Consider the following 18,468-nt stretch of genomic DNA (forward strand, 5'->3'; position numbering starts at 1 on the left):
GCGCCGGGATGACGAACAAATGCACCGACGCTTTCGCGACGGCGCATGCCTTCTACATTCGCCGCGCCAGCAATTGCTCCAGCTTCACCTGATCCGTGGCGAAGCGACGGATGCCATCGGCGAGCTTCTCGGTCGCCATCGCATCCTCATTGTGCTGCCAGCGGAATGTCGCTTCGTCCATCCGCGCGGATGGCGTACGGGAAGCACCCGCGCCGTTGAGTGCCTTCGGTACTTCCGAATCGTTCGCCTCCAGTGCGGCGAGGAGTTCGGGCGAAATCGTCAGCCGGTCGCAACCGGCCAATGCGAGCACCTGGCCGGTATTGCGGAAGCTCGCGCCCATCACCACCGTGCCGTAGCCGTGCTGCTTGTAGTGGTTCCAGATGCGCGTGACCGAAGCGACGCCCGGATCGTCCTGCGGCGTGGCCGGCGCCGACGTGCCCTGGGCCAGATGCCAGTCGAGGATGCGGCCGACGAAGGGCGAGATCAGGAACACGCCCGCTTCGGCGCAGGCGACCGCCTGGGCGAAGGAGAACAGCAGCGTGAGGTTGCAATGGATGCCTTCGCGCTCGAGCTGTTCCGCTGCGCGAATGCCTTCCCAAGTGGCGGCGATCTTGATCAGCAGGCGCTCGCGGCCGAGGCCCGCGGCTTCGTACAGGCCGACCAGCTTGCGCGCCTGCGCCAGCGTGGCTGCGGTGTCGAAGCTGTAGCGCGCATCGCATTCGGTGGAGACGCGACCGGGGATCAGCTTGAGGATCTCCGCGCCGATCGCGACGGCGACGCGATCGCCGGCGTCGGCGATGCGTGCTGCCGCGTCATCGCCGGTGGCCTGTGCGACGGCGGCGTCGATCAGCGACGCGTACGCCGGCAGCGCGGCGGCCTTCAGCAACAACGAAGGGTTTGTGGTGGCATCGAGCGGACGGAAACGCGCGATGGCATCGATGTCGCCGGTGTCGGCGACCACGGCGGACAGGCCGCGGAGTTGTTCGAGTTGGGAGGGCATGGGCGACGTGACAGATCGAATCGCCCGATTCTGCCGGATTCCTCATGCAGTTTTAGACATGGTTGCGAACGAGACGAACCGGCCCGGCGATGGAACTTGCCGCAGCGCTAACGCGGGCCCACCTAGACTGCGCGCATGCGGAGCGCGGCCAGCATCGTCGCGAAGGGCGTCACCGGGATCGGACCGGCTGTCGTTGCATTCGTCCTGCTGATGCTTCCGGTCGCGGCGCCAGCCACCGACGACTACATGCAGGCGCGCCAGGCGCTGGTGGCCGAACTGCGCGCGGAGCACGATCCACGACTCGCCGCCGACGCACTGGCGGTGCTGGAACGCGTGCCCCGGCACGCGTTCATCCCGGCCGCGCAACGCGACGCAGCCTATGAAAACCGTCCTTTGGGGATCGGCTATGGGCAGACGATCTCGCAGCCCTACATCGTCGCGTTGATGACCTCGCTGGCACAGCCGCGCCGCGGGCAGCGCATCCTCGAGATCGGCACCGGTTCGGGGTACCAGGCCGCGGTGCTCGCCGAGTCCGGTGCGCAGGTGTACACGATCGAAATCATCGAGCCGCTCGGCCGCGGTGCGGCGCAACGCCTGCAGGCACTGGGCTATCGCAACATCGAGACGCGCATCGCCGACGGCTACTACGGCTGGCCGGAGCGCGGACCGTTCGATGCGATCGTGGTGACTGCGGCGGCCTCGTCGGTGCCGCCGCCTTTGATCGCGCAGCTCAAGCCGCAGGGGCGCATGCTGATTCCGGTCGGCAGTAGCTTCTTCACCCAGACCCTGATGCTGGTGGAAAAGGGCGGCGACGGGCGGGTGCACACGCAGCAGATCCTGCCGGTGCGGTTTGTACCTTTGACACGTGGGAAGTGAGGCGATCGCTGGTCGTTTTTGTCGTCATCCCGGCGTAAGCCGGGATCCAGCCGTTGCTGTTGCTTCGGTGAGTGCAACCTAAAGCTGGATCCGACCTTCGCCGGGATGACGAACGAAGAGCACGGGTGAGGAACAACAAACAACTGGGAATCGAGCATGCCTCCCCGTCGCGCCCTCACCCTTGCCATCGCACTGGTCTCCGCCGGTGCGCTCGCCTACCAGCTCCTGCTGATGCGCTGGCTGGCGATCGCGCATTGGCATCCGTTCGCCGTGATGATCATCAGCCTCGCGCTGCTGGGTCACGGCGCGAGCGGCACCTGGCTCGGCCTGTGGCTGCCGTCGGCGCGACGGCATTTCGACCATTGGTTCCCGGCGGCAGCGTTGCTGTTCGCGCTCAGTGCGGTGGTAGTGCTGGAGCTGGCGCGACGGGTCCCGTTCAACGGTCTCGAGCTGGTGTGGAATCCACGGCAGTTGCTGTGGCTGAGCGCGTTGTACCTGTTGCTGGCGTTGCCATTCTTCTTCGCCGCGAGCTGTTTCGGCCTGGCTTTCGTGCAGCGTGGCGACGACATCCCGCAGTTGTACGGCGCCGATCTGCTGGGCGCCGGAGCCGGTGCGGTGCTCGCGGTGACGCTGCTGTGGTTGCCGGTGGAACGCGCGGTGGTGCTGGCCGCGGCTTGCGGCGTCCTGGCCGCGGCCGCCATCGCGCCGCGCAGCGCCGTGCATGCGCTGGCGCTGGTGCTCACGACAGGCCTGCTGACTGCGTTGCTGGCGACGCGCGCGCTGGCGCCGGCGGTCAACGAGTACAAGGGATTGGCGAAGAACCTGCTGCTGCCCGGTGCACGCGTCGTGGCTGAGCGCCATGGCCCGTATGGATGGCTGACGGTGGTGGACAGTCCGCGCGTGCCGTTGCGGCATGCGCCCGGGTTGAGCCTGGCGAATACGCAGGAGCCGCCGCCTCAGCTCGGCGTGTACACCGACGGTGACGCGCTTGCGGTGATCACCCGCAAGCGTCAGGCCGATTCACTCGCCTATCTGGGCCAGATGACCTCGGCGTTGCCGTACCGCCTGCGCCAGCAGCCGCGCGTGCTCGTGCTGGGCGGCGGCGGTGGCGCGGATGTGCTGCAGGCGCTCACGCTCGGCGCGCGCACGGTCGACGTGGTCGAAGTCGATCCGCAACGTTTGCAGCTGGTGCGCGAGAGCTTCAATGACTACGCCGGACATCTCTACCGCGATCCGCGTGTGCGTTTGACGGAGGCCGAGCCGCGCGCCTTCGCGCGCGCCAAGGCGCGGCAGTACGACCTGGTCGTGCTGGGCAGCGGCGAATCGTTCGCGGGTGGCGGTGCCGGCGTGCAGGCGTCGAGCGAACAGTACGCGTTGACCGTGGAGGCGCTGAGCGACTACCTGCAACTGCTTGCGCCCTACGGACTACTGGCGATCACGCGTTACAGCAAGCAGCCGCCGCGCGACGAACTCAAGTTGTGGGCGACCGCCATCGCCGCCATGCGCGCGAGCGGGCGCGGCGACCCGCAGCGACGCATGGTTGGGATCCGCAGCTGGGATGCGAGCACGTTGCTGATCGAGAAGGGACGCTTCAGCGGCGACGAGATCGTGCAGGTGCGCGCCTTCGCCGATGCCAACAGCTTCGATCCGGTGTACGCCCCCGGGCTGAGTGCTGCTGACGCCAACCACTACAACGTGGTCGAGCACCCGTACCTGTACCAGGGCGTGCAGGCCTTGCTGTCGCAGCGCGGCGCGGCCTTCGTGCGCGACTACAAGTTCGCGATCGCGCCGGCAACCGATGACCGCCCGTACTTCGGCAATTTCTTCCGCTGGCGCAGCTTGCCGGAACTGTGGCGGCTGCGCGCGCAAGGCGGCGCAGTGCTGCTCGATTCGGGCTACCTGCTGCTGTTGGGCGGGCTGGCGCAGGCGGTGCCTATCACCCTCGTGCTGGTGCTGTTGCCATTGCTGAAGCGGCGCAGTGCGACGACGCCGAAGCCGGCGCATCGATTGCGCATCGCCGGCTACTTCATCGCGCTCGGCTTGGCCTTCCTCATGATCGAGATCGCCACCCTGTCGCGACTGACGCTGCTGGTCGGTCATCCCTTGCTGGCGGCGGCTACCGGCCTGGCCGGCTTCCTGACCTGCGCGGGTGCCGGCAGCCTGTTCGCGCAACGTGTGTTGCGGTGGATCCTCATGCACGTGCCTGCGGCAAAGCTGGAGGTCGCGATCGCACGTCGCGTGCGCATGGCGGTATTCGCGATCGCGCTAGGACTGTTGTGGCAATTCGAGGTGTTCGCCGCGGCGTTCGAACGTGGGGCGAGCTGGCCGGTGGGCGCCCGTGCAGCGGCCGGATTGCTCGGGCTTGCGCCCTTGGCATTCGCGATGGGATTGCCGTTTCCGCTCGGCCTCGCACGCTTGGCGCGCACGCAGCCGGACTTCGTGCCATGGGCGTGGGGACTCAACGGCTGCGCTTCGGTGATCGCCGCGATGGCGGCGTTGTTGTTGGCGATGGCGGTGGGGCTGCACACGACCTTGTTGCTCGCGCTGGGGTTGTACGTGGGTGCGGCGTGGGTGTGGCGGGCACCGGAAAGACGTCAGACCGACACCGCTTTGTAGAGCGGAGCTTGCTCCGCTGCTTTTTCTTCCGGCAACCCGAAGAGCAGCGGAGCAAGCTCCGCTCTACAAGGACGAGCGTGGCTCAGTACAGATCCACGGGATCCACGTCGAGCGACCAGCGCACCCGGCGCGCTTCGGGCGAAGCATGGATCGCCGGCAATGCCGCATCGAGCGCGAGATGCAGGCGGCGCCGGTCACTCGACGACAACAGCAATTGCGCGCGCTGGAAGCCGGCGCGACGCGGCATCGGCGCGGGCAGCGGGCCGTGCAGTTCGAGCGTCGGATCGGCCTCGCGCAGCGCGGCCTTGGCCACTTGCAGGAAGGCATGCGTGGCGTCGAGCTGCTTGGCTTCCGCGCGCATCAGCGCGAGGTGCGCGAAAGGCGGGAAGCCGGCCGCTTCGCGCTGCTCGAGTTCGGCGGCGGCGAAGGCGGGATAGCCGCCGCTCAACAGCGTTCCCAGCAGAGGATGCTGCGGATGATGCGTTTGCAGCAGCACCTCGCCCGCCCGTGCGGCGCGGCCGGCGCGGCCGGCGACCTGGATCAGCAGCTGCGCGAGCTTTTCCGGCGCACGGAAGTCGGCGCTGAAGAGGCCTTCGTCGACGCCCACCACCGCGACCAGGGTGAGGTTGGGCAGGTCGTGGCCCTTCGCCAGCATCTGCGTACCGACCAGGATGCCGGGCTGCTCGCCGAATTCGCGCAGCAACTGCTCCAGCGCATCGCGTCGCTGGGTAGTGCCGCGATCGATGCGCAGCACGGGGACGTCGGGAAAACGCTTGGCCAGGGCTTCTTCGATGCGTTCGGTGCCGGCGCCCTGGGCCTGCAGTGCGAGCCCGCCACAATCCGGGCAAGCATCCGGCGCGGGACGCCGCGCGCCGCAATGATGGCACTGCAGGCGGCGGCCGCCGGCGTGCACGGTCATCGGTGCGTCGCAGCGCGTGCACTGCGCGCTCCAGCCGCAGTCGTGGCACAGCAACACCGGGGCGTAGCCGCGCCGATTCTTGAACACCAGCGCCTGGCCGCCGTTCTTCAGGGTCGCGGTGACCGCATCGAACAACTCGGGCGACAGGCCCGCCTCGAGCGGGCGCTTGCGTACGTCGCACACGCGAACGCGCGGCGGCTGCGCCACGCCCGCACGGACGTGCAGGCGCAGATGCGCGTACCGCTCCGCCTGGGCATTGCGCAGCGATTCCAGCGACGGCGTCGCGCTGCCGAGCACGATCGGAATGTCCAGCGCCTTGGCCCGCACCAGGGCGAAGTCGCGGGCGTGGTAGCGAATGCCGTCGAGCTGCTTGAAGCTGCCGTCGTGTTCCTCGTCGATCACGATCAGGCCGGCGTCGGGCAGCGGCAGGAATACCGCCGAGCGCGTGCCCACAATCACGCGCGCCTCTCCGCGCAGGCACGCGGCCCAGGTGCGGGCGCGCTCGCCGTCGCCCAAGCCCGAGTGCAACGCATGTACCGGCACGCCCAGGCGTTCGCGGAAGCGCCGCAGTGTCTGCGGGGTCAGGCCGATCTCGGGTACCAGCACCAGCGCCTGCTTGCCGCGTGCGAGGCAGTCGGCGATGGCGTGCAGATAGACCTCGGTCTTGCCGCTGCCGGTGACCCCGTCGAGCAGGAACGGCTGGAAGCCGGGCGTCGCGAGGATGGCGTCGACTGCCGCCTGCTGCTCCGGATTGAGCGCGGGGGCCGGCCGCGCCGCGCCTGCGCGATGCGCCTGCCCGGCGCCGGGCAGGCCCGGCGCGACGACCCGCTCAACCAGGCCACGTTTGAGCAGGGCCCGCGCCGCACTGCGCCAGTCGTCGAGCAAGTCGGCCAGGGCGTCCTCATCGCGGGCGGTTTCGGCTAGCAGCTCCGCCAACCGGCGCGGCTTGCCACGCAGGCGCGGTACCGCGGTTTGGCCGGCTTCGCTCAGCCGCCAAGCCCACGCATGCGTGTCGGGCAACGGCTCGCCCTGGCGCAGCACCGCCGGCAGCGCGGTCGCGAAGACTTCACCCAGCGGCGCATGCGTGTAACGGGCCAGCCAGCGCAGCGAGTCGTGCAGTTCGCCGTGCAGCAACGGAGCCCCGTCCAGCCTGATGCCGGTCTTGAGCTCCGCGCTCGTGGCTTCGGCGGGGCTCACGGCGGCGACCACGCCCACCAGTTCGCGGCTGCCGAATGGCACCCGGACCCGCACTCCGACGTCGCCCGGCACTGCCTCTCCCCCATCCGGGCGGTAGTCGAACAGGCGCGGCAGCGGCACGGGCAGCGCCACGTTCCAGACGATCGCGGGGGCGGGGGAAGAGTCGGCCATCAGGCGGGCTGAAGCGGGTTCAGGACCGCATCGTCGCAGGTCGCAGTCGCGTCCGGGCGGACGCGTTCAGCCGCTCCGGTCCCCGGTCGGCCTTCACGCACATTGCAGTTGCGCGGCATTCCTTCCATAAACTTGACGTAGATCACGCAACTATCGGAAGTAAAAGGGGAATCCGGTTTATCCACATGAGTTGTGGATAAGTCTGTGGAGTCATGCTGCGAAGACGCGCGCAATGCCGTAAACACAAGCGCCCTGCGTAAGTTGGTGAAAAAAGTGCCAACGCAGTTATAAGCTTTAAAATCAGATAGTTAGGCGTGAAACACTGCGGTCATTCGATGCTGGCGCAGCAAAATCCCCGTGTGAATGACAGAGTTGTTACTGCTGTGCACAACTGTTCTGCGCGCAGGCCGCGCCACGCTTGGGAGAGCGCCAAATCGCGCGCTGTCAAGCCGGGATTTCGCCGGTTCAGCGCGTTGATTTTGTGACGGCTGTCAAGCTCGTTCGAGCCCGGCCAGGACCCGTCGCGAAGCGGTGAATCGCCCGCCGAACCGGGCCTGCCCCTCGGCACGCAGGCGCGGCGCATGGTCGGACAGATAGGCGCCCAACGCGGCCGGTCCGGACAACCGGTATTGCACACACAGGCTGGCGCGCCCGGCCTCGGCAGGGGGATCGGTGACCTCGAGAAGGCGTGCACCCAGGAAGCCGGGCAAGGCGCAGATCTCGTCCACGTGCTCCCGCAGCCACGCCAGGTACTCGTCGCGCAGGCCGGCTTCGAGGTCGATGTTGACCTCGTACACCACCGCTCCGATGGGGTCGGTTGTGGCGCTCAATGCGTGATCCCCGCCAACACCGCGCCGATGCTCGCGATCATCACCAGCACCGTATAGATGACGCCGATGATCAGATAGCGGATCGCGGCCAGTATCCAGATTTCGCCGTAGACGCGTTTCTGGGTCAGGAACAGCCAGGCGGGAACCCACAGCCATACGCCGGCCATGACCAGCGCGGTGGGTTTGTCCAGCCAAGACGACAGGTCGGACAGCGAGCTGAGCAGGAGCAGCGTCAGCATCGCGATCAGCAGGAAAGCGTGGCTGTACAGCGCGACCACCAGATGCTCGAGGTAGCGGCGCCCGGTGCCGAGGTAGCAGACCTTGAGCAGCAGCGCGAACACCGGCATCAACAGGAACAGCGAGGTCGGCAACGCTCCCAGGACGGCCTCGAGGTAAGCGCTGGGCTCGCCCTGCATGTGCCGGATGTTGACCTCGGCGCGTGCCACCTTGTGGTTGAGCCAGCGGTTGACGAACCCGGGGAGCCAGCTGATTCGATACGGATTGGTCTGTTCGTTCCAAGGCTTGCCGTTCGCGGTGAACGAGACGCTGCCCTCCTCCCCGATGGCCGGGGGGTTGGCGTCCCCCTTGCTGGCAGCGGGGGCGGGCGACACGGCGCCTGTGGCGCCCGTCTTCTGCCGGCGACGCAGGTCGTCGATGCGCGATGCCGCGGCGCCCTCGATCCGTGCGCGCGTCGCGATCAGGCCGGCATTGACCCCGGCTTCCTTGTGCGCCTCGCGCTCCTCGCCTTCCAGCTCCTTGAGCGTTTCATTGCGCAGCGCGACCACCTCGGCCTCGGTCTGCAGATTGTTGAAGGAATTGCCGTTGAACTTGAACGCGTTGTTGTCGAGGTCAATGGTGAGCCGCGCGACGAAGAACGTCAGCACGCTGAGGATCAGGAACAGCCGCACCGGCGGCAAATAGCGCGCGCGCTGACCGGCCAGGTAGTTGATCGCGATGCGCCCCGGCACCATCAGGTCGCGCAGGCTGCGGAATACGCGGCCGTCGAGATGCCAGAAGGATTCGAACAACTCTTCCACCGCGTGGCCGAAATGCCGCGTCGGACTGTGCACCGACTGTCCGCATTCGTAGCAGTAGTGGCCCAGCAGCGGTGTGCCGCAGTTTTCGCATTTGGCCGGCGTGTTTTGCGCGATCCCCTCACTCATGCCGAGCCCCTGTGCCGTCATCTGCTGCCATTGCGAGGCGGCTAAGATAGCCGCCGCCCCGCGGCTTCGGTAGAGCCGCGGAACGTTCCAAGCCGCGGCGGCGGCTGAGAACGGTGAACCACGAAGCTTGAATAGCCATCAATAGCGACAGCTTCAGTCTTGCCGCCTCAAAAGTCGCTGTAGACGTTTCCGGTTTCCTCCCCCATGACCATCGAATCCACCCTGCCGGCCACGCCGCGCTTCGCCAGCGAAGTGCGTACCACCGCTGTGCTCGCCGCGCCGCTGGTCGCCGGGCATGTCGCCTCGGGCTTGATCGGCTTTGTCGACAGCGTGATCGCCGGTCACCACAGCACCGCGACCCTGGCGTCGGTTTCGATCGGCACGGCGTTGTTCTGGCTGCCGATGATGATTCCGATGGGCACGTTGATGTCGTTGCCGCCGGCGGTGTCGGAACTGGACGGTGCCGGTCGCCGGCACGAAGTCGGTGCGTTGTTCCGCCAAGGCCTGTGGCTGGCGGCGATGCTCGGCGTGTTGCTGTTCGGTTTCCTCACCGTGCTCGCGCAGCTGCTCGAACCGATGGGCATCGCACCGGCGATCCGCCCCGGCGCGATCGCGTTCCTGCACGGCATCCGCTGGGGCGTGCCGGGTTTCACCCTGTACCTGACCATGCGCTACCTCAGCGATGGGCTGCACTGGACGCTGCCGACGATGCTGCTGGGCTTTGGTGGCCTGCTGGTGTTGGTGCCGCTGGGCTATGCGCTGACTTACGGCCTCGGCGGCCTGCCCGCGATGGGCGCGGGCGGCCTGGGCGTTGCCTCGGCCATCATGATGTGGGCGCAGGCGGTGGCCTTCGCGACCTATCTGTGGCGCGCGCGGCGCTTCGCCGATCTCGACCTGTTCGAACGCTTCGACCGTCCCCACGCCGACACCCTGCGCGGCCTGCTGCGTACCGGCCTGCCGATCGGGGTGACCGTAACCATGGAAGGCGGCCTGTTCATCGCGACCGCGCTGCTGATCGGACGCCTGGGCGCGGTTCCGGCCGCGGCACACCAGATCGCGATCAACATTTCTGCGCTTTGCTTCATGGTGCCGATGGGCGTGGCCGAGGCCACCACGGTGCGTATCGGCCATGCGCTGGGCCGCAACGACGCGTTCGCGCTGCGGCGCGCGGCGCTGGCCGGCTACGCGATCGTGCTCGGTACGCAGGCGCTGTCGGCGCTGGTGCTGCTCACCGCCAACGACTTCGTCGTCCATTTCTACACCGCGGATGCCACGGTGGCGGCGCTGTCGGCGTCGTTGCTGCTGTTTGCGGCGGCGTTCCAGTTCCCCGACGGCGTGCAGGTGCTCTCGGCCGGGGCCCTGCGTGGGCTCAAGGACACCAAGATGCCGATGCTGTTGGCGGCGCTGGCCTACTGGGGCATCGGGATGCCGGTTGGTGCGGGCCTGGGGCTCGGTCTGGGCTGGGGCCCGCGCGGGATGTGGGTCGGGCTGATCTGTGGCCTGAGCGTGGCCGCGCTGCTGCTGTGTACCCGGTTCTGGCGGTCCAGCGCCCGCGCCTTGTAGAGCGGAGCTTGCTCCGCTGTTCGCCGGGGGGCGAAAAAGGCAAAGACAGCGGAGCAAGCTCCGCTCTACAAAGCTTTCTGGTTCCCGAACGGGTGGGTTGCGGTCCCCCGCACGTTATTGGCTGGCGTCCCTGGATGGCCTGCCAAGCCGCCCATACATGACAGGGACGCCACCGGCTTGAGGTCACGATGACCTGTGGCGGGTGAAACCGTAGTGCCGGGCAGGTAACCTGCCGTCATCGTTCTGGAGTCAAGTGCATGAATACCGCTTCCCGTCGCGGCCCCTTCGCCGAGTTCTTCGTCGGCCTGTGGAACGTGATGAATTTCACCCGCCGGTTGATCGTCAACTTCATCTTCTTCGGACTGTTGCTGCTGTTCCTGATGTTCCTGCTGGCCGTCATCGGCGCCGGCGGCGGCAAGCCGCTGCTCGACGACACCGCGCTGGTGATCGAACCCACCGGGCCGCTGGTTGAGCAGTTCAGCGCCGATCCGGCCGAACGCGCGCTCAAGCGTGCGTTGGGCGATCACAACAACGATGAGATCCAGCTGCGCGACGTGCTGCGCGTGCTCGACGCGGCCAAGGACGACAAGCGCATCGAGCGCGTCGTGCTCAAGCTCGACCGCCTGCAGGGCAGCGGCGTGGCTTCGCTGCGCGAAGTCGCGCGCAAGCTGGCCGAAGTGAAGGCCAGCGGCAAGGAAGTGATTGCTTACAGCGAGACAATGGATCAGAAGCAGTACCTGCTCGCCTCGCAGGCCAGCGAGGTCTATCTGGATCCGATGGGCGGCCTGCTGCTCGAAGGCCTGGGCCGCTATCGCCAGTACTACCGCCAGGGCTTGCAGGACAAGCTCGGCGTCGACGTGCACCTGTTCAAGGTCGGCGAATACAAGTCCGCGGCCGAACCGTACGTGCTCGATGCCGCTTCGCCGCAGGCCAAGGAAGCCGATCTGTTCTGGATGAGCGATGTGTGGCAGCGCTACCTCGGTGACGTGGCCAAGGCGCGCAAGCTCGATGCGACCAAGATCGCCGAAGGCATCGACCAGATGCCGGCGGGCATCGCCGCCGCGCAGGGCGACCTTGCCAAGTACGCGTTGCAGCAGAAGCTGGTCGACGGCCTGAAGACCGCTGAGGAAGTCGGCGACCTGCTGGCCGAACGCGGCGCTGCCGACAGCGATGCCGAAGACGGCTATCGCCAGATCGCATTCGACGACTACCTCACCCACCTCAACGCCAAGCGCAGTCCGGTCGATCCGCGTCCGCAGGTAGCGGTGGTGGTGGCCGAGGGCGAAATCAACGGTGGCGAGCAGCCCCCGGGCCACGTCGGTGGCGTGTCCACTGCCGCACTGCTGCGCCAGGCACGCGACGACGACAACGTGAAGGCGCTGGTGCTGCGCGTGGATTCGCCCGGTGGCGAAGTTTTCGCCAGCGAGCAGATCCGCCGCGAGATCGCCGCGCTCAAGCAGGCCGGCAAGCCGGTCGTGGTGTCGATGGGCGATCTGGCCGCATCGGGCGGTTACTGGATCTCGATGAATGCCGACAAGATCTATGCCGACGAATCGACCATCACCGGCTCGATCGGCATCTTCGGCCTGATCCCGACCTTCTCGCGCGCGCTGGACAAGATCGGCGTGCATAGCGACGGCGTCGGTACCACCAAGTTCGCCGGCGCCTTCGACGTCACCCGCCCGCTGCAGCCGGAAGTCGGCCAGGTCATCCAGACCGTGATCGACAAGGGTTACCGCGACTTCACCGGCCGCGTCGCCGCCGCGCGCAAGCGCAGCGTGGAGCAGATCGATGCGGTCGCACGCGGTCGCGTGTGGAGCGGTGCGCAGGCGAAGGAACGCGGCCTGGTCGACGACTTCGGCGGCCTGCAGGTAGCGATCAACGATGTCGCCCAGCGCGCCAAGCTCGGCAAGGCCGCCGAGTACCAAGTGCGCTACATCGAGAAGGAGGCGCCGCCGTTCGCGCAGCTGTTCTCCAACTTCGCCAGCAGCCGCATCGGTGCGCAGTGGCTGCACGATTCCAGCTTTGCCCAGGGCATGGCCCAGGCGCTGCTGCCGCGCGTGGCGCCGCAGACCGCGCAGGACCTGCGCTTCCTCGAAAGCGCCACGCAGCCGACCCACGGCGTGCCGGTGAAATCACTGGCGTACTGCTTCTGCGGATTGTGATTTCGACGACGCACAAAAAAGCCCGGCATTGCCGGGCTTTTTTGTTGGGCGAAGAGGGTGGAGGTCAGCCGCCTTCGGCTTTGTCGATGGCTTCCTGGCGCTGCTCTTCCTCCTTCTGCATGTCGTCCCGAACCTTGCGGGCCCGGTCCACGGGCGCCTGGATCATCTCCGGCATGTCGGTCGCGCCGTTGCCCAGTCCGTCCGGTTTGGCGGATTGCGGCTCGACCGGCCGTTCCTTCTCCGGCGGTTGCGGTTTCGAGCAGGCGGCGAGCGCCAGCAGCACACAGCACAGCAGCAGTCGAAGCATCGTGGCGTCTCCGGTCGGGGCTGCGGCTATCCTACGCCGGTCGCGCGGGCGCAAGACGTGACCGCGGTAGCGAGGAGAACGGCATGGATCCCAAGCGTTGGCGGCTGGACGGACAGCTGGCCCTGGTCACCGGCGGCAGCGCCGGCATCGGGCGCGCGATCGCGCGCGAGCTTTTGGGGTTCGGCGCCGACGTGCTGCTCGTTGCGCGCGATGCCGCGGCACTGGACTCGACGCGCAGCGAGCTGAGCGAGGATTTTTCCGGTCGTGAGATCAACACCTTCGTCGCCGATGTCGCCGACGACGAGCAGCGCCGTGAACTGCTGGACTGGGTCGAGGACTACAGCGACGGCAGCCTGCACATCCTGGTCAACAACGCCGGCGGCAACGTTACCAAGCCCGCCAACGACTACACCGAAGACGAGTGGCGGCAGATCTTCGAGATCAACCTGTTCTCGGCGTTCGAACTCTCGCGCTACGCGCATCCGTTGCTGACGAAGCATGCGGCCTCGAGCATCGTCAACGTCGGCAGCGTTTCCGGCGTCACCCACGTGCGCAGCGGCGCGCCCTACGGCATGAGCAAGGCGGCGATGCACCAGATGACCCGCAATCTCGCGGTGGAATGGGCCGAGGACGGCGTGCGCGTGAACTGTGTGGCGCCGTGGTACATCCGCACGCGCCGCACCTCCGACAAGCTCGCCGATCCGGATTACCTCGACGAGGTGCTGCTGCGCACGCCGTTGGGCCGCATCGGCGAGCCGGAGGAGGTCGCCGCGGCCGTCGCATTCCTGTGCCTGCCAGCCTCGAGCTACGTCACCGGCGAGTGCATCGCGGTGGACGGTGGCTTCCTGCGTTACGGGTTTTGACGCGCACGCTCTTGAGTAACTGCGTCGGCCAGAAGCGGCCCCTCAGCCGTCAATCGCCGCGTCTGCAGAAGAAGTGCGGCATCCGTCTGCGGCTAGGCCGCGTGTTTGCGAGGGACCCGTTTGCGAGTCTGATTGCGGCCGCGACGAACCTGCGGCGGGTGTGTGTCATCCAGAGGGAGCGTGACAACGAACTGGCTGCCAAGCCCGGTACCCGCACTGGTCGCGACCACGGTGCCGCCATGCGCTTCGACCAACTCGCGCACTACCGTAAGTCCAATGCCCAAGCCCACGCCGTTGAATCCAATGGCGTGCGTGTCTTGCACGAACGGCTCGAAGATCTTGGGCAAGGCTTCGGCGGTAATCCCGATACCGTTGTCAGACACGGTCATCACAAGGGCACCGTCCCTCACGACGACCGAAAGTCCGATCTCGCCGCCATTGGGCGTGTACTTGGACGCGTTGTCGAGCAGGTTCCGCAGGATCTGAGCGAGGCGGATCGGATCTCCCTGCATTTCAAGAGCGCGCGCGGGCACATGGACGCTGAAGCGCTGCAGACGGGTGTCCATCGCAGGCCGGCAGGCATCGACCGCCTCGTCGATGATGCCGGTCATGTCGACCAACTGGTGTTCCAGCCTTAGCTTGCCGGTGCTGGCGCGGGAGACGTCGAGCAGGTCACTCACCAGTCGCACCATGTGCTCGACTTCGTGTTCGATGATGGCTTGATAGCGCGGCATTTCTTCCGCACGCACCAAGCCGAGCATTTCGGCCGCAATCCGAATGGGCGTCAGTGGGTTGCGCAGTTCGTGCGCCACGACGGCCAGGAACTCCTTCTGCTGGCGCTGCGCCAGTTCTGCGGCGGCTTGCAACTCCTGCGCGCTGAGCGCAGCCAACACGAGTTCCCCGTTCGCTTCCCGCAGTTGCACGTATCGCCGCTCTCGCTCGGCCGCTGCAACTTCGTAGTGGATAAAGGGGTGCTGCAACGACGCAAGTGCCGGCAAAGGCAGGCTTCGTGCACTTGCGGGCTCCTCGCCATGAAAGACGAAACTACCGCCCCCGAGCCGCTTGGCGCGGTACATGGCGGCGTCCGCGCGGTCAATTAGCGTGTCGGCATCTTCGCCATCATCAGGGTAGACGCTGATTCCGATGCTCGCGGTGAGGCGCAGCACGTGATCGCGTACACGGCTGGGGACGGCGAGGGCCGCGATCACCTTGTCGGCGACAATCGCTGCGTCGGGTGCGTGGGACACCTCGGTGAGCAGGATCAGGAACTCGTCGCCACCGTAGCGGCTGACCATGTCCTCGTCGCGAACCAGTGACACGAGACGATGCGCGGCCAGCCTGAGCACCTCATCGCCGGCGGCGTGGCCGAGCGTGTCGTTGATCTGCTTGAAGTTGTTGAGGTCCAGGAACAGCAGTGCCATCCGGGTGCCATGACGCTTTGCATAGGCGATGGCACCCGCGAACCGGTCAAGCAGTCGTACCCGATTAGGCAATGCCGTCAACGTGTCGAGATCGGCCGATCGCGACAGTTCTTCCAGTGCCCGCGACGCGGCCTCGGCATCGCTCTGGGCACGCAACGCGGCAAGCACCAATTGCTCGTTGGCCTGGAGCAACCGGGCCGACTGGCTGCTGTCCAGGAGGTGCTCGGCCTCGACCACTTCCCGGTGCAAGCGCGTCAGCGCCGCACGCGCCTGCTCGGCTTGCTTCCGCAACTGGGCGAGTTCGCGCTCGGCCTTCGTCATGGCGCGGGTTTTTCGGGGCGGGGCTTTGTTCATGGCGACATGACTCAGCTATTGCCCGGCGCCCTCGATCGGGCCTGACAAATCGGAGGCACGCTTTCTCGTCGGCCTGCCGCCGAGCAGACCTTCCTGGTCGGGGAGCATCTCGCCGATGCGGATGCCGTCGTCGTCGATGCTGAACTCGCGCAACTCGTCCGAATGGGGGCTCGCCCGTACCTTGACCACCGCCATCACGCGCCGCAGCCGGCTGTCGACCTCGATGTAGCGCTGCACGATGATCGCGTCGGTCAGGAAAGCGGTCCCATACGGGCTGAAGCGCAGATCGGTGTAACGGTCCTCGAGCTCGGAGGTCATCAGCACGGTGACACCTGCGCCCGTCAGAGCGGTGACCAGGCGCAACAGCGATTCGCGAAAGTCTTCTCGAAAGGTCGGCGCCAGGGCGAGCTCGAACGCCGAGAGAGAATCGATGACGACGCGACTCGCTTTGAGCCGGCGGATTTCGTTGAGCAGCAACAACACGATCTCATCGATCGAAAGATCGGGCGCGCGACTGTCCACCAGTCCCACGCGGCCGCTTTCGATCAGGTCGGTAAGCACTCGGTTGCGCGATCGGTTGGGACGCTGCTCGAAGACCGCAATGACGCCGGTTTCCCCGCAGCGCGCCCCCTCTGCCAGGAAGGCCGCCGCGAGGATGCTCTTGCCCGATCCCGACGGCCCGGCCACGAGCATTGAGTAACCGCGCGGCAAACCGCCGCCCATCATGTCGTCCAGGCGCGGCACGCCCATCAGAAGACGCGGACCGAGCGATCCCGGACTCGCTTCGGCATGCGCGGGAAGCGCCACGCGTGCGGGCGCGAACACTTCCAGGCCGGCCGTGCCGATGCGGAACGTGTGCAACCCCGGCAACGTCGGTTGCCCGCGCATTTTCATGATCTCCATTTTGCGAACCATGGAGTTGCGCTGCACGCTCTGGCGCAGCCAGATCAGTCCATCGGCTACCGTGAGCACCGGGTTGGCGTCGGTTTCGGTGTCGGTGTCGGTGAAGTACTCGCCGATCAGGAAGGTCGTGGCCTGCCAGCTGGTCATCAGCATGCCGAGCTGCTGCACGAATTGCTGCAGATTGTTGTGCGGGTTGCCCTCGCCACGGCTCGCGTGCACCACGGATCGGAAGGAGTCCACGAACACCAACGCAGGGCGGTGCGCCTCCACTTCGGCGACGATGCGCTGCAGCACCTGGTCGAGGTCGCCTGCCGATGCATCGTCCGACAGGTTGATGAAATGGATCGAGCGGTTAATCAATCCACTGTCGAAGAAATCGAACTGCTGCTGGTAGCGCAGCATCTTCAGGGGGGGCTCCCCCAGTACGGTGAAATAGAGCGCCGGGCGCTCGGGCGTCGCCAGCGCGAACATCATTTGGTGCGCCAGCGTGGTCTTGCCGCAGCCGGGTGGCCCCGCGATGAGGTTGAACGAGAACTCCGGCAATCCACCGCCCAGCACCTCGTCCAGGCCCGGCACGCCGGTGGCCAGGCGGTTGATGGTCACTTTGGAGTTCATGGCGAGGTGTCCTGCGCGGTCGGGCCGCTTGAAAAGTGGGCCCATACGGGACGAAGCAATTGCTCGGTGAGCGCGGGCCCCACCAGGCTGGCCAGCAAGTCATGGAACGTCAGCAGAAAGGCACTACCCGCCGCGGCGGCGTCGGTGCTGTTCTGCTGCGCAAAAACAGATTTCAGCGCGGCCAGATCCACGGCCGTCGGAACCCCTTCATGCATGCCCGCCAGCCACGGGTGGTCAGGACCGATGAGGTAGAGGCTGCGCTTGAAGAGCATGGCGACGCCCCGCTGTCCGACGATGGGGCTCAGGACGGCTTCAATTTCTTGCCACGCCGACACGATGGCGTCGGCAATTTGCGCGGCATTCGCACCGTTTTCGACCCGGCCTGCAAGCGTCGTTGCGATCCGATGGCTCTCTGGACTTTCCACAGGGGACCAGTCATGACCGTTTGGTACGTATTCCGATACTACGCCCTTGCACTCCCCGGCGCCCGAAAGGCTCCGGAAGAGGCGTCACCTCCGCGGCAAAAGAGCAAGCGCAATTCTTCGTTGCCTTCCAGCTGGGAGGCCATGACACCGCGAGTGGCTGCTGGTGGTGTCCATTGGCACCGCTCATTGGCTGCTGCCCTCCACGTGGAATCTGTGCAGGACGCGATGCGCGACCGGGGCGAGGATGACGCCTGCCGCGAGGATGACTGCCAAGCCGCAGTAGAGCGCATACAGTCCGGCAAAGAGCTTGCCGCCAGCGGTAACCGGCACATCGACCGGACCCATGCCCCCCAGGAGCATGGATGCGTTTAGAAAGGCATCGATCCAGCGCAAATCTTCCAGCGTGTGGTAACCAACCATGCCGATGAGGAGCGAAATGGCAATGAGCGCGATGGCAATGATGCCGCTGTGAGCAAGGCGGACAAGAAATCGTCGCAGAGGTATGACGGGTTGAGCCCGATGCTCGAAGATTGGAAGCACCTTATTCACCGATGGCTTTACGCCTGAATTAAGCCGATCCGCGAAGCGGCTCGACTTGCATGAATGCTCACGCGTTGTTCGCGGACGACCAAGCCTCTAGCTGTTCCACGGCAAATGTCGCGTTCTCGTATGCCTCAACGGCAGCTTCGGCAAGCTTCTTCTTTCTATCGCCGGATGCGCGACCACCATCTGTGTGCTTGGTGGCCAGCTCCGCCATTCGTTCCGCGACCTCGCGGTCCAGGAATCGAGCAAATACAAGCTTGTAGACTTCGTTGCGATCCACGATCGTCTCCTCGAAAAATGCCTGGCGCCGGGATTACGCCAAGCGACAAAGGTGCCTTCGGCACGAATGAGCTGTTACGGCTTTCGTCACTGACCGTTGAACCAAAAAAGTTTCCATTCACCTCGAAGCCCAGAGTCACTGAATTGGCTCTGAGCTCATTTCGCGAGTCATTTGCGCCATGGCCTCAAAATAAGTGGGCCACGAACATTGTGTTGGGCCAATGAATCCCGGAAGAGCTCAGGCGCCCAACGGTCGGC

General features: G+C 66.2%; 15 protein-coding genes. 5 read left to right on the forward strand and 10 right to left on the reverse strand.

The genetic code is table 11. The features are described 5' to 3' along the window. Nucleotides 1–52: 52 nt before the first annotated feature. Nucleotides 53–1,000 (reverse strand): transaldolase, encoded by a 948-nt coding sequence (tal, locus tag ACYVGK_RS02380; RefSeq protein ID WP_460731621.1) that lies wholly within the window; start codon nucleotides 998–1,000, stop codon nucleotides 53–55. 135 nt (nucleotides 1,001–1,135) lie between these two features. Here tal and ACYVGK_RS02385 point away from each other — a divergent pair, with 135 nt between their 5' ends. Then, nucleotides 1,136–1,876: a protein-L-isoaspartate(D-aspartate) O-methyltransferase gene (locus ACYVGK_RS02385; protein WP_460731622.1), complete on the forward strand. Its 741-nt coding sequence runs from the start codon at nucleotides 1,136–1,138 to the stop codon at nucleotides 1,874–1,876. 156 nt (nucleotides 1,877–2,032) lie between these two features. Further along, entirely contained in the window at nucleotides 2,033–4,492 is a 2,460-nt protein-coding gene (locus ACYVGK_RS02390; RefSeq protein ID WP_460731623.1) for a spermine/spermidine synthase domain-containing protein, read from the forward strand. 82 nt (nucleotides 4,493–4,574) lie between these two features. Here the strand turns inward: ACYVGK_RS02390 and ACYVGK_RS02395 are convergent, their stop codons facing one another. The 3 genes from ACYVGK_RS02395 to ACYVGK_RS02405 form a co-directional block, all read right to left on the reverse strand. Beyond that, nucleotides 4,575–6,779, reverse strand: coding sequence for a primosomal protein N' (locus tag ACYVGK_RS02395; protein ID WP_460731624.1), 2,205 nt, complete (start codon nucleotides 6,777–6,779; stop codon nucleotides 4,575–4,577). Between the two features lie 491 nt (nucleotides 6,780–7,270). Then, nucleotides 7,271–7,609 (reverse strand): DUF4286 family protein, encoded by a 339-nt coding sequence (locus tag ACYVGK_RS02400; protein ID WP_460731625.1) that lies wholly within the window; start codon nucleotides 7,607–7,609, stop codon nucleotides 7,271–7,273. Next, nucleotides 7,606–8,772, reverse strand: coding sequence for a DUF3667 domain-containing protein (locus ACYVGK_RS02405; protein WP_460731626.1), 1,167 nt, complete (start codon nucleotides 8,770–8,772; stop codon nucleotides 7,606–7,608). The genes ACYVGK_RS02400 and ACYVGK_RS02405 overlap by 4 nt, the downstream gene beginning before the upstream one ends. A gap of 204 nt (nucleotides 8,773–8,976) precedes the next feature. Here ACYVGK_RS02405 and ACYVGK_RS02410 point away from each other — a divergent pair, with 204 nt between their 5' ends. Beyond that, nucleotides 8,977–10,335 (forward strand): MATE family efflux transporter, encoded by a 1,359-nt coding sequence (locus ACYVGK_RS02410; RefSeq protein WP_460731627.1) that lies wholly within the window; start codon nucleotides 8,977–8,979, stop codon nucleotides 10,333–10,335. 257 nt (nucleotides 10,336–10,592) lie between these two features. Continuing rightward, nucleotides 10,593–12,500, forward strand: coding sequence for a signal peptide peptidase SppA (sppA, locus tag ACYVGK_RS02415; protein WP_460731628.1), 1,908 nt, complete (start codon nucleotides 10,593–10,595; stop codon nucleotides 12,498–12,500). 64 nt (nucleotides 12,501–12,564) lie between these two features. On the opposite strand, the gene ACYVGK_RS02420 is transcribed toward sppA, so the two are convergent. Continuing rightward, on the reverse strand, nucleotides 12,565–12,807 hold the full coding sequence (locus ACYVGK_RS02420) for a hypothetical protein (protein ID WP_460731629.1): 243 nt from the start codon (nucleotides 12,805–12,807) through the stop codon (nucleotides 12,565–12,567). 83 nt (nucleotides 12,808–12,890) lie between these two features. On the opposite strand from ACYVGK_RS02420, the gene ACYVGK_RS02425 reads away from it, so the two are divergent. After that, nucleotides 12,891–13,670, forward strand: coding sequence for an SDR family oxidoreductase (locus ACYVGK_RS02425; RefSeq protein WP_460731630.1), 780 nt, complete (start codon nucleotides 12,891–12,893; stop codon nucleotides 13,668–13,670). A 92-nt stretch (nucleotides 13,671–13,762) separates the two neighbouring features. On the opposite strand, the gene ACYVGK_RS02430 is transcribed toward ACYVGK_RS02425, so the two are convergent. From ACYVGK_RS02430 to ACYVGK_RS02450, 5 genes are all read right to left on the reverse strand, one after another. Next, nucleotides 13,763–15,445 carry a sensor histidine kinase gene (locus ACYVGK_RS02430; protein WP_460731631.1) on the reverse strand — a complete coding sequence of 561 codons (1,683 nt, stop codon included), beginning with the start codon at nucleotides 15,443–15,445 and terminating at the stop codon, nucleotides 13,763–13,765. A gap of 15 nt (nucleotides 15,446–15,460) precedes the next feature. Next, nucleotides 15,461–17,008, reverse strand: a complete 1,548-nt coding sequence (locus ACYVGK_RS02435) for an ATPase domain-containing protein (protein ID WP_460731632.1) — start codon at nucleotides 17,006–17,008, stop codon at nucleotides 15,461–15,463. Beyond that, nucleotides 16,960–17,388 (reverse strand): hypothetical protein, encoded by a 429-nt coding sequence (locus ACYVGK_RS02440; RefSeq protein WP_460731633.1) that lies wholly within the window; start codon nucleotides 17,386–17,388, stop codon nucleotides 16,960–16,962. Before ACYVGK_RS02440 ends, ACYVGK_RS02435 begins: the two co-directional genes overlap by 49 nt. Nucleotides 17,389–17,571: 183 nt before the next feature. Then, nucleotides 17,572–17,937: a hypothetical protein gene (locus ACYVGK_RS02445; RefSeq protein ID WP_460731634.1), complete on the reverse strand. Its 366-nt coding sequence runs from the start codon at nucleotides 17,935–17,937 to the stop codon at nucleotides 17,572–17,574. A gap of 58 nt (nucleotides 17,938–17,995) precedes the next feature. Next, nucleotides 17,996–18,211, reverse strand: a complete 216-nt coding sequence (locus tag ACYVGK_RS02450) for a hypothetical protein (protein WP_460731635.1) — start codon at nucleotides 18,209–18,211, stop codon at nucleotides 17,996–17,998. Nucleotides 18,212–18,468: the final 257 nt, after the last annotated feature.

This window comes from Lysobacter tyrosinilyticus, from assembly GCF_054779815.1.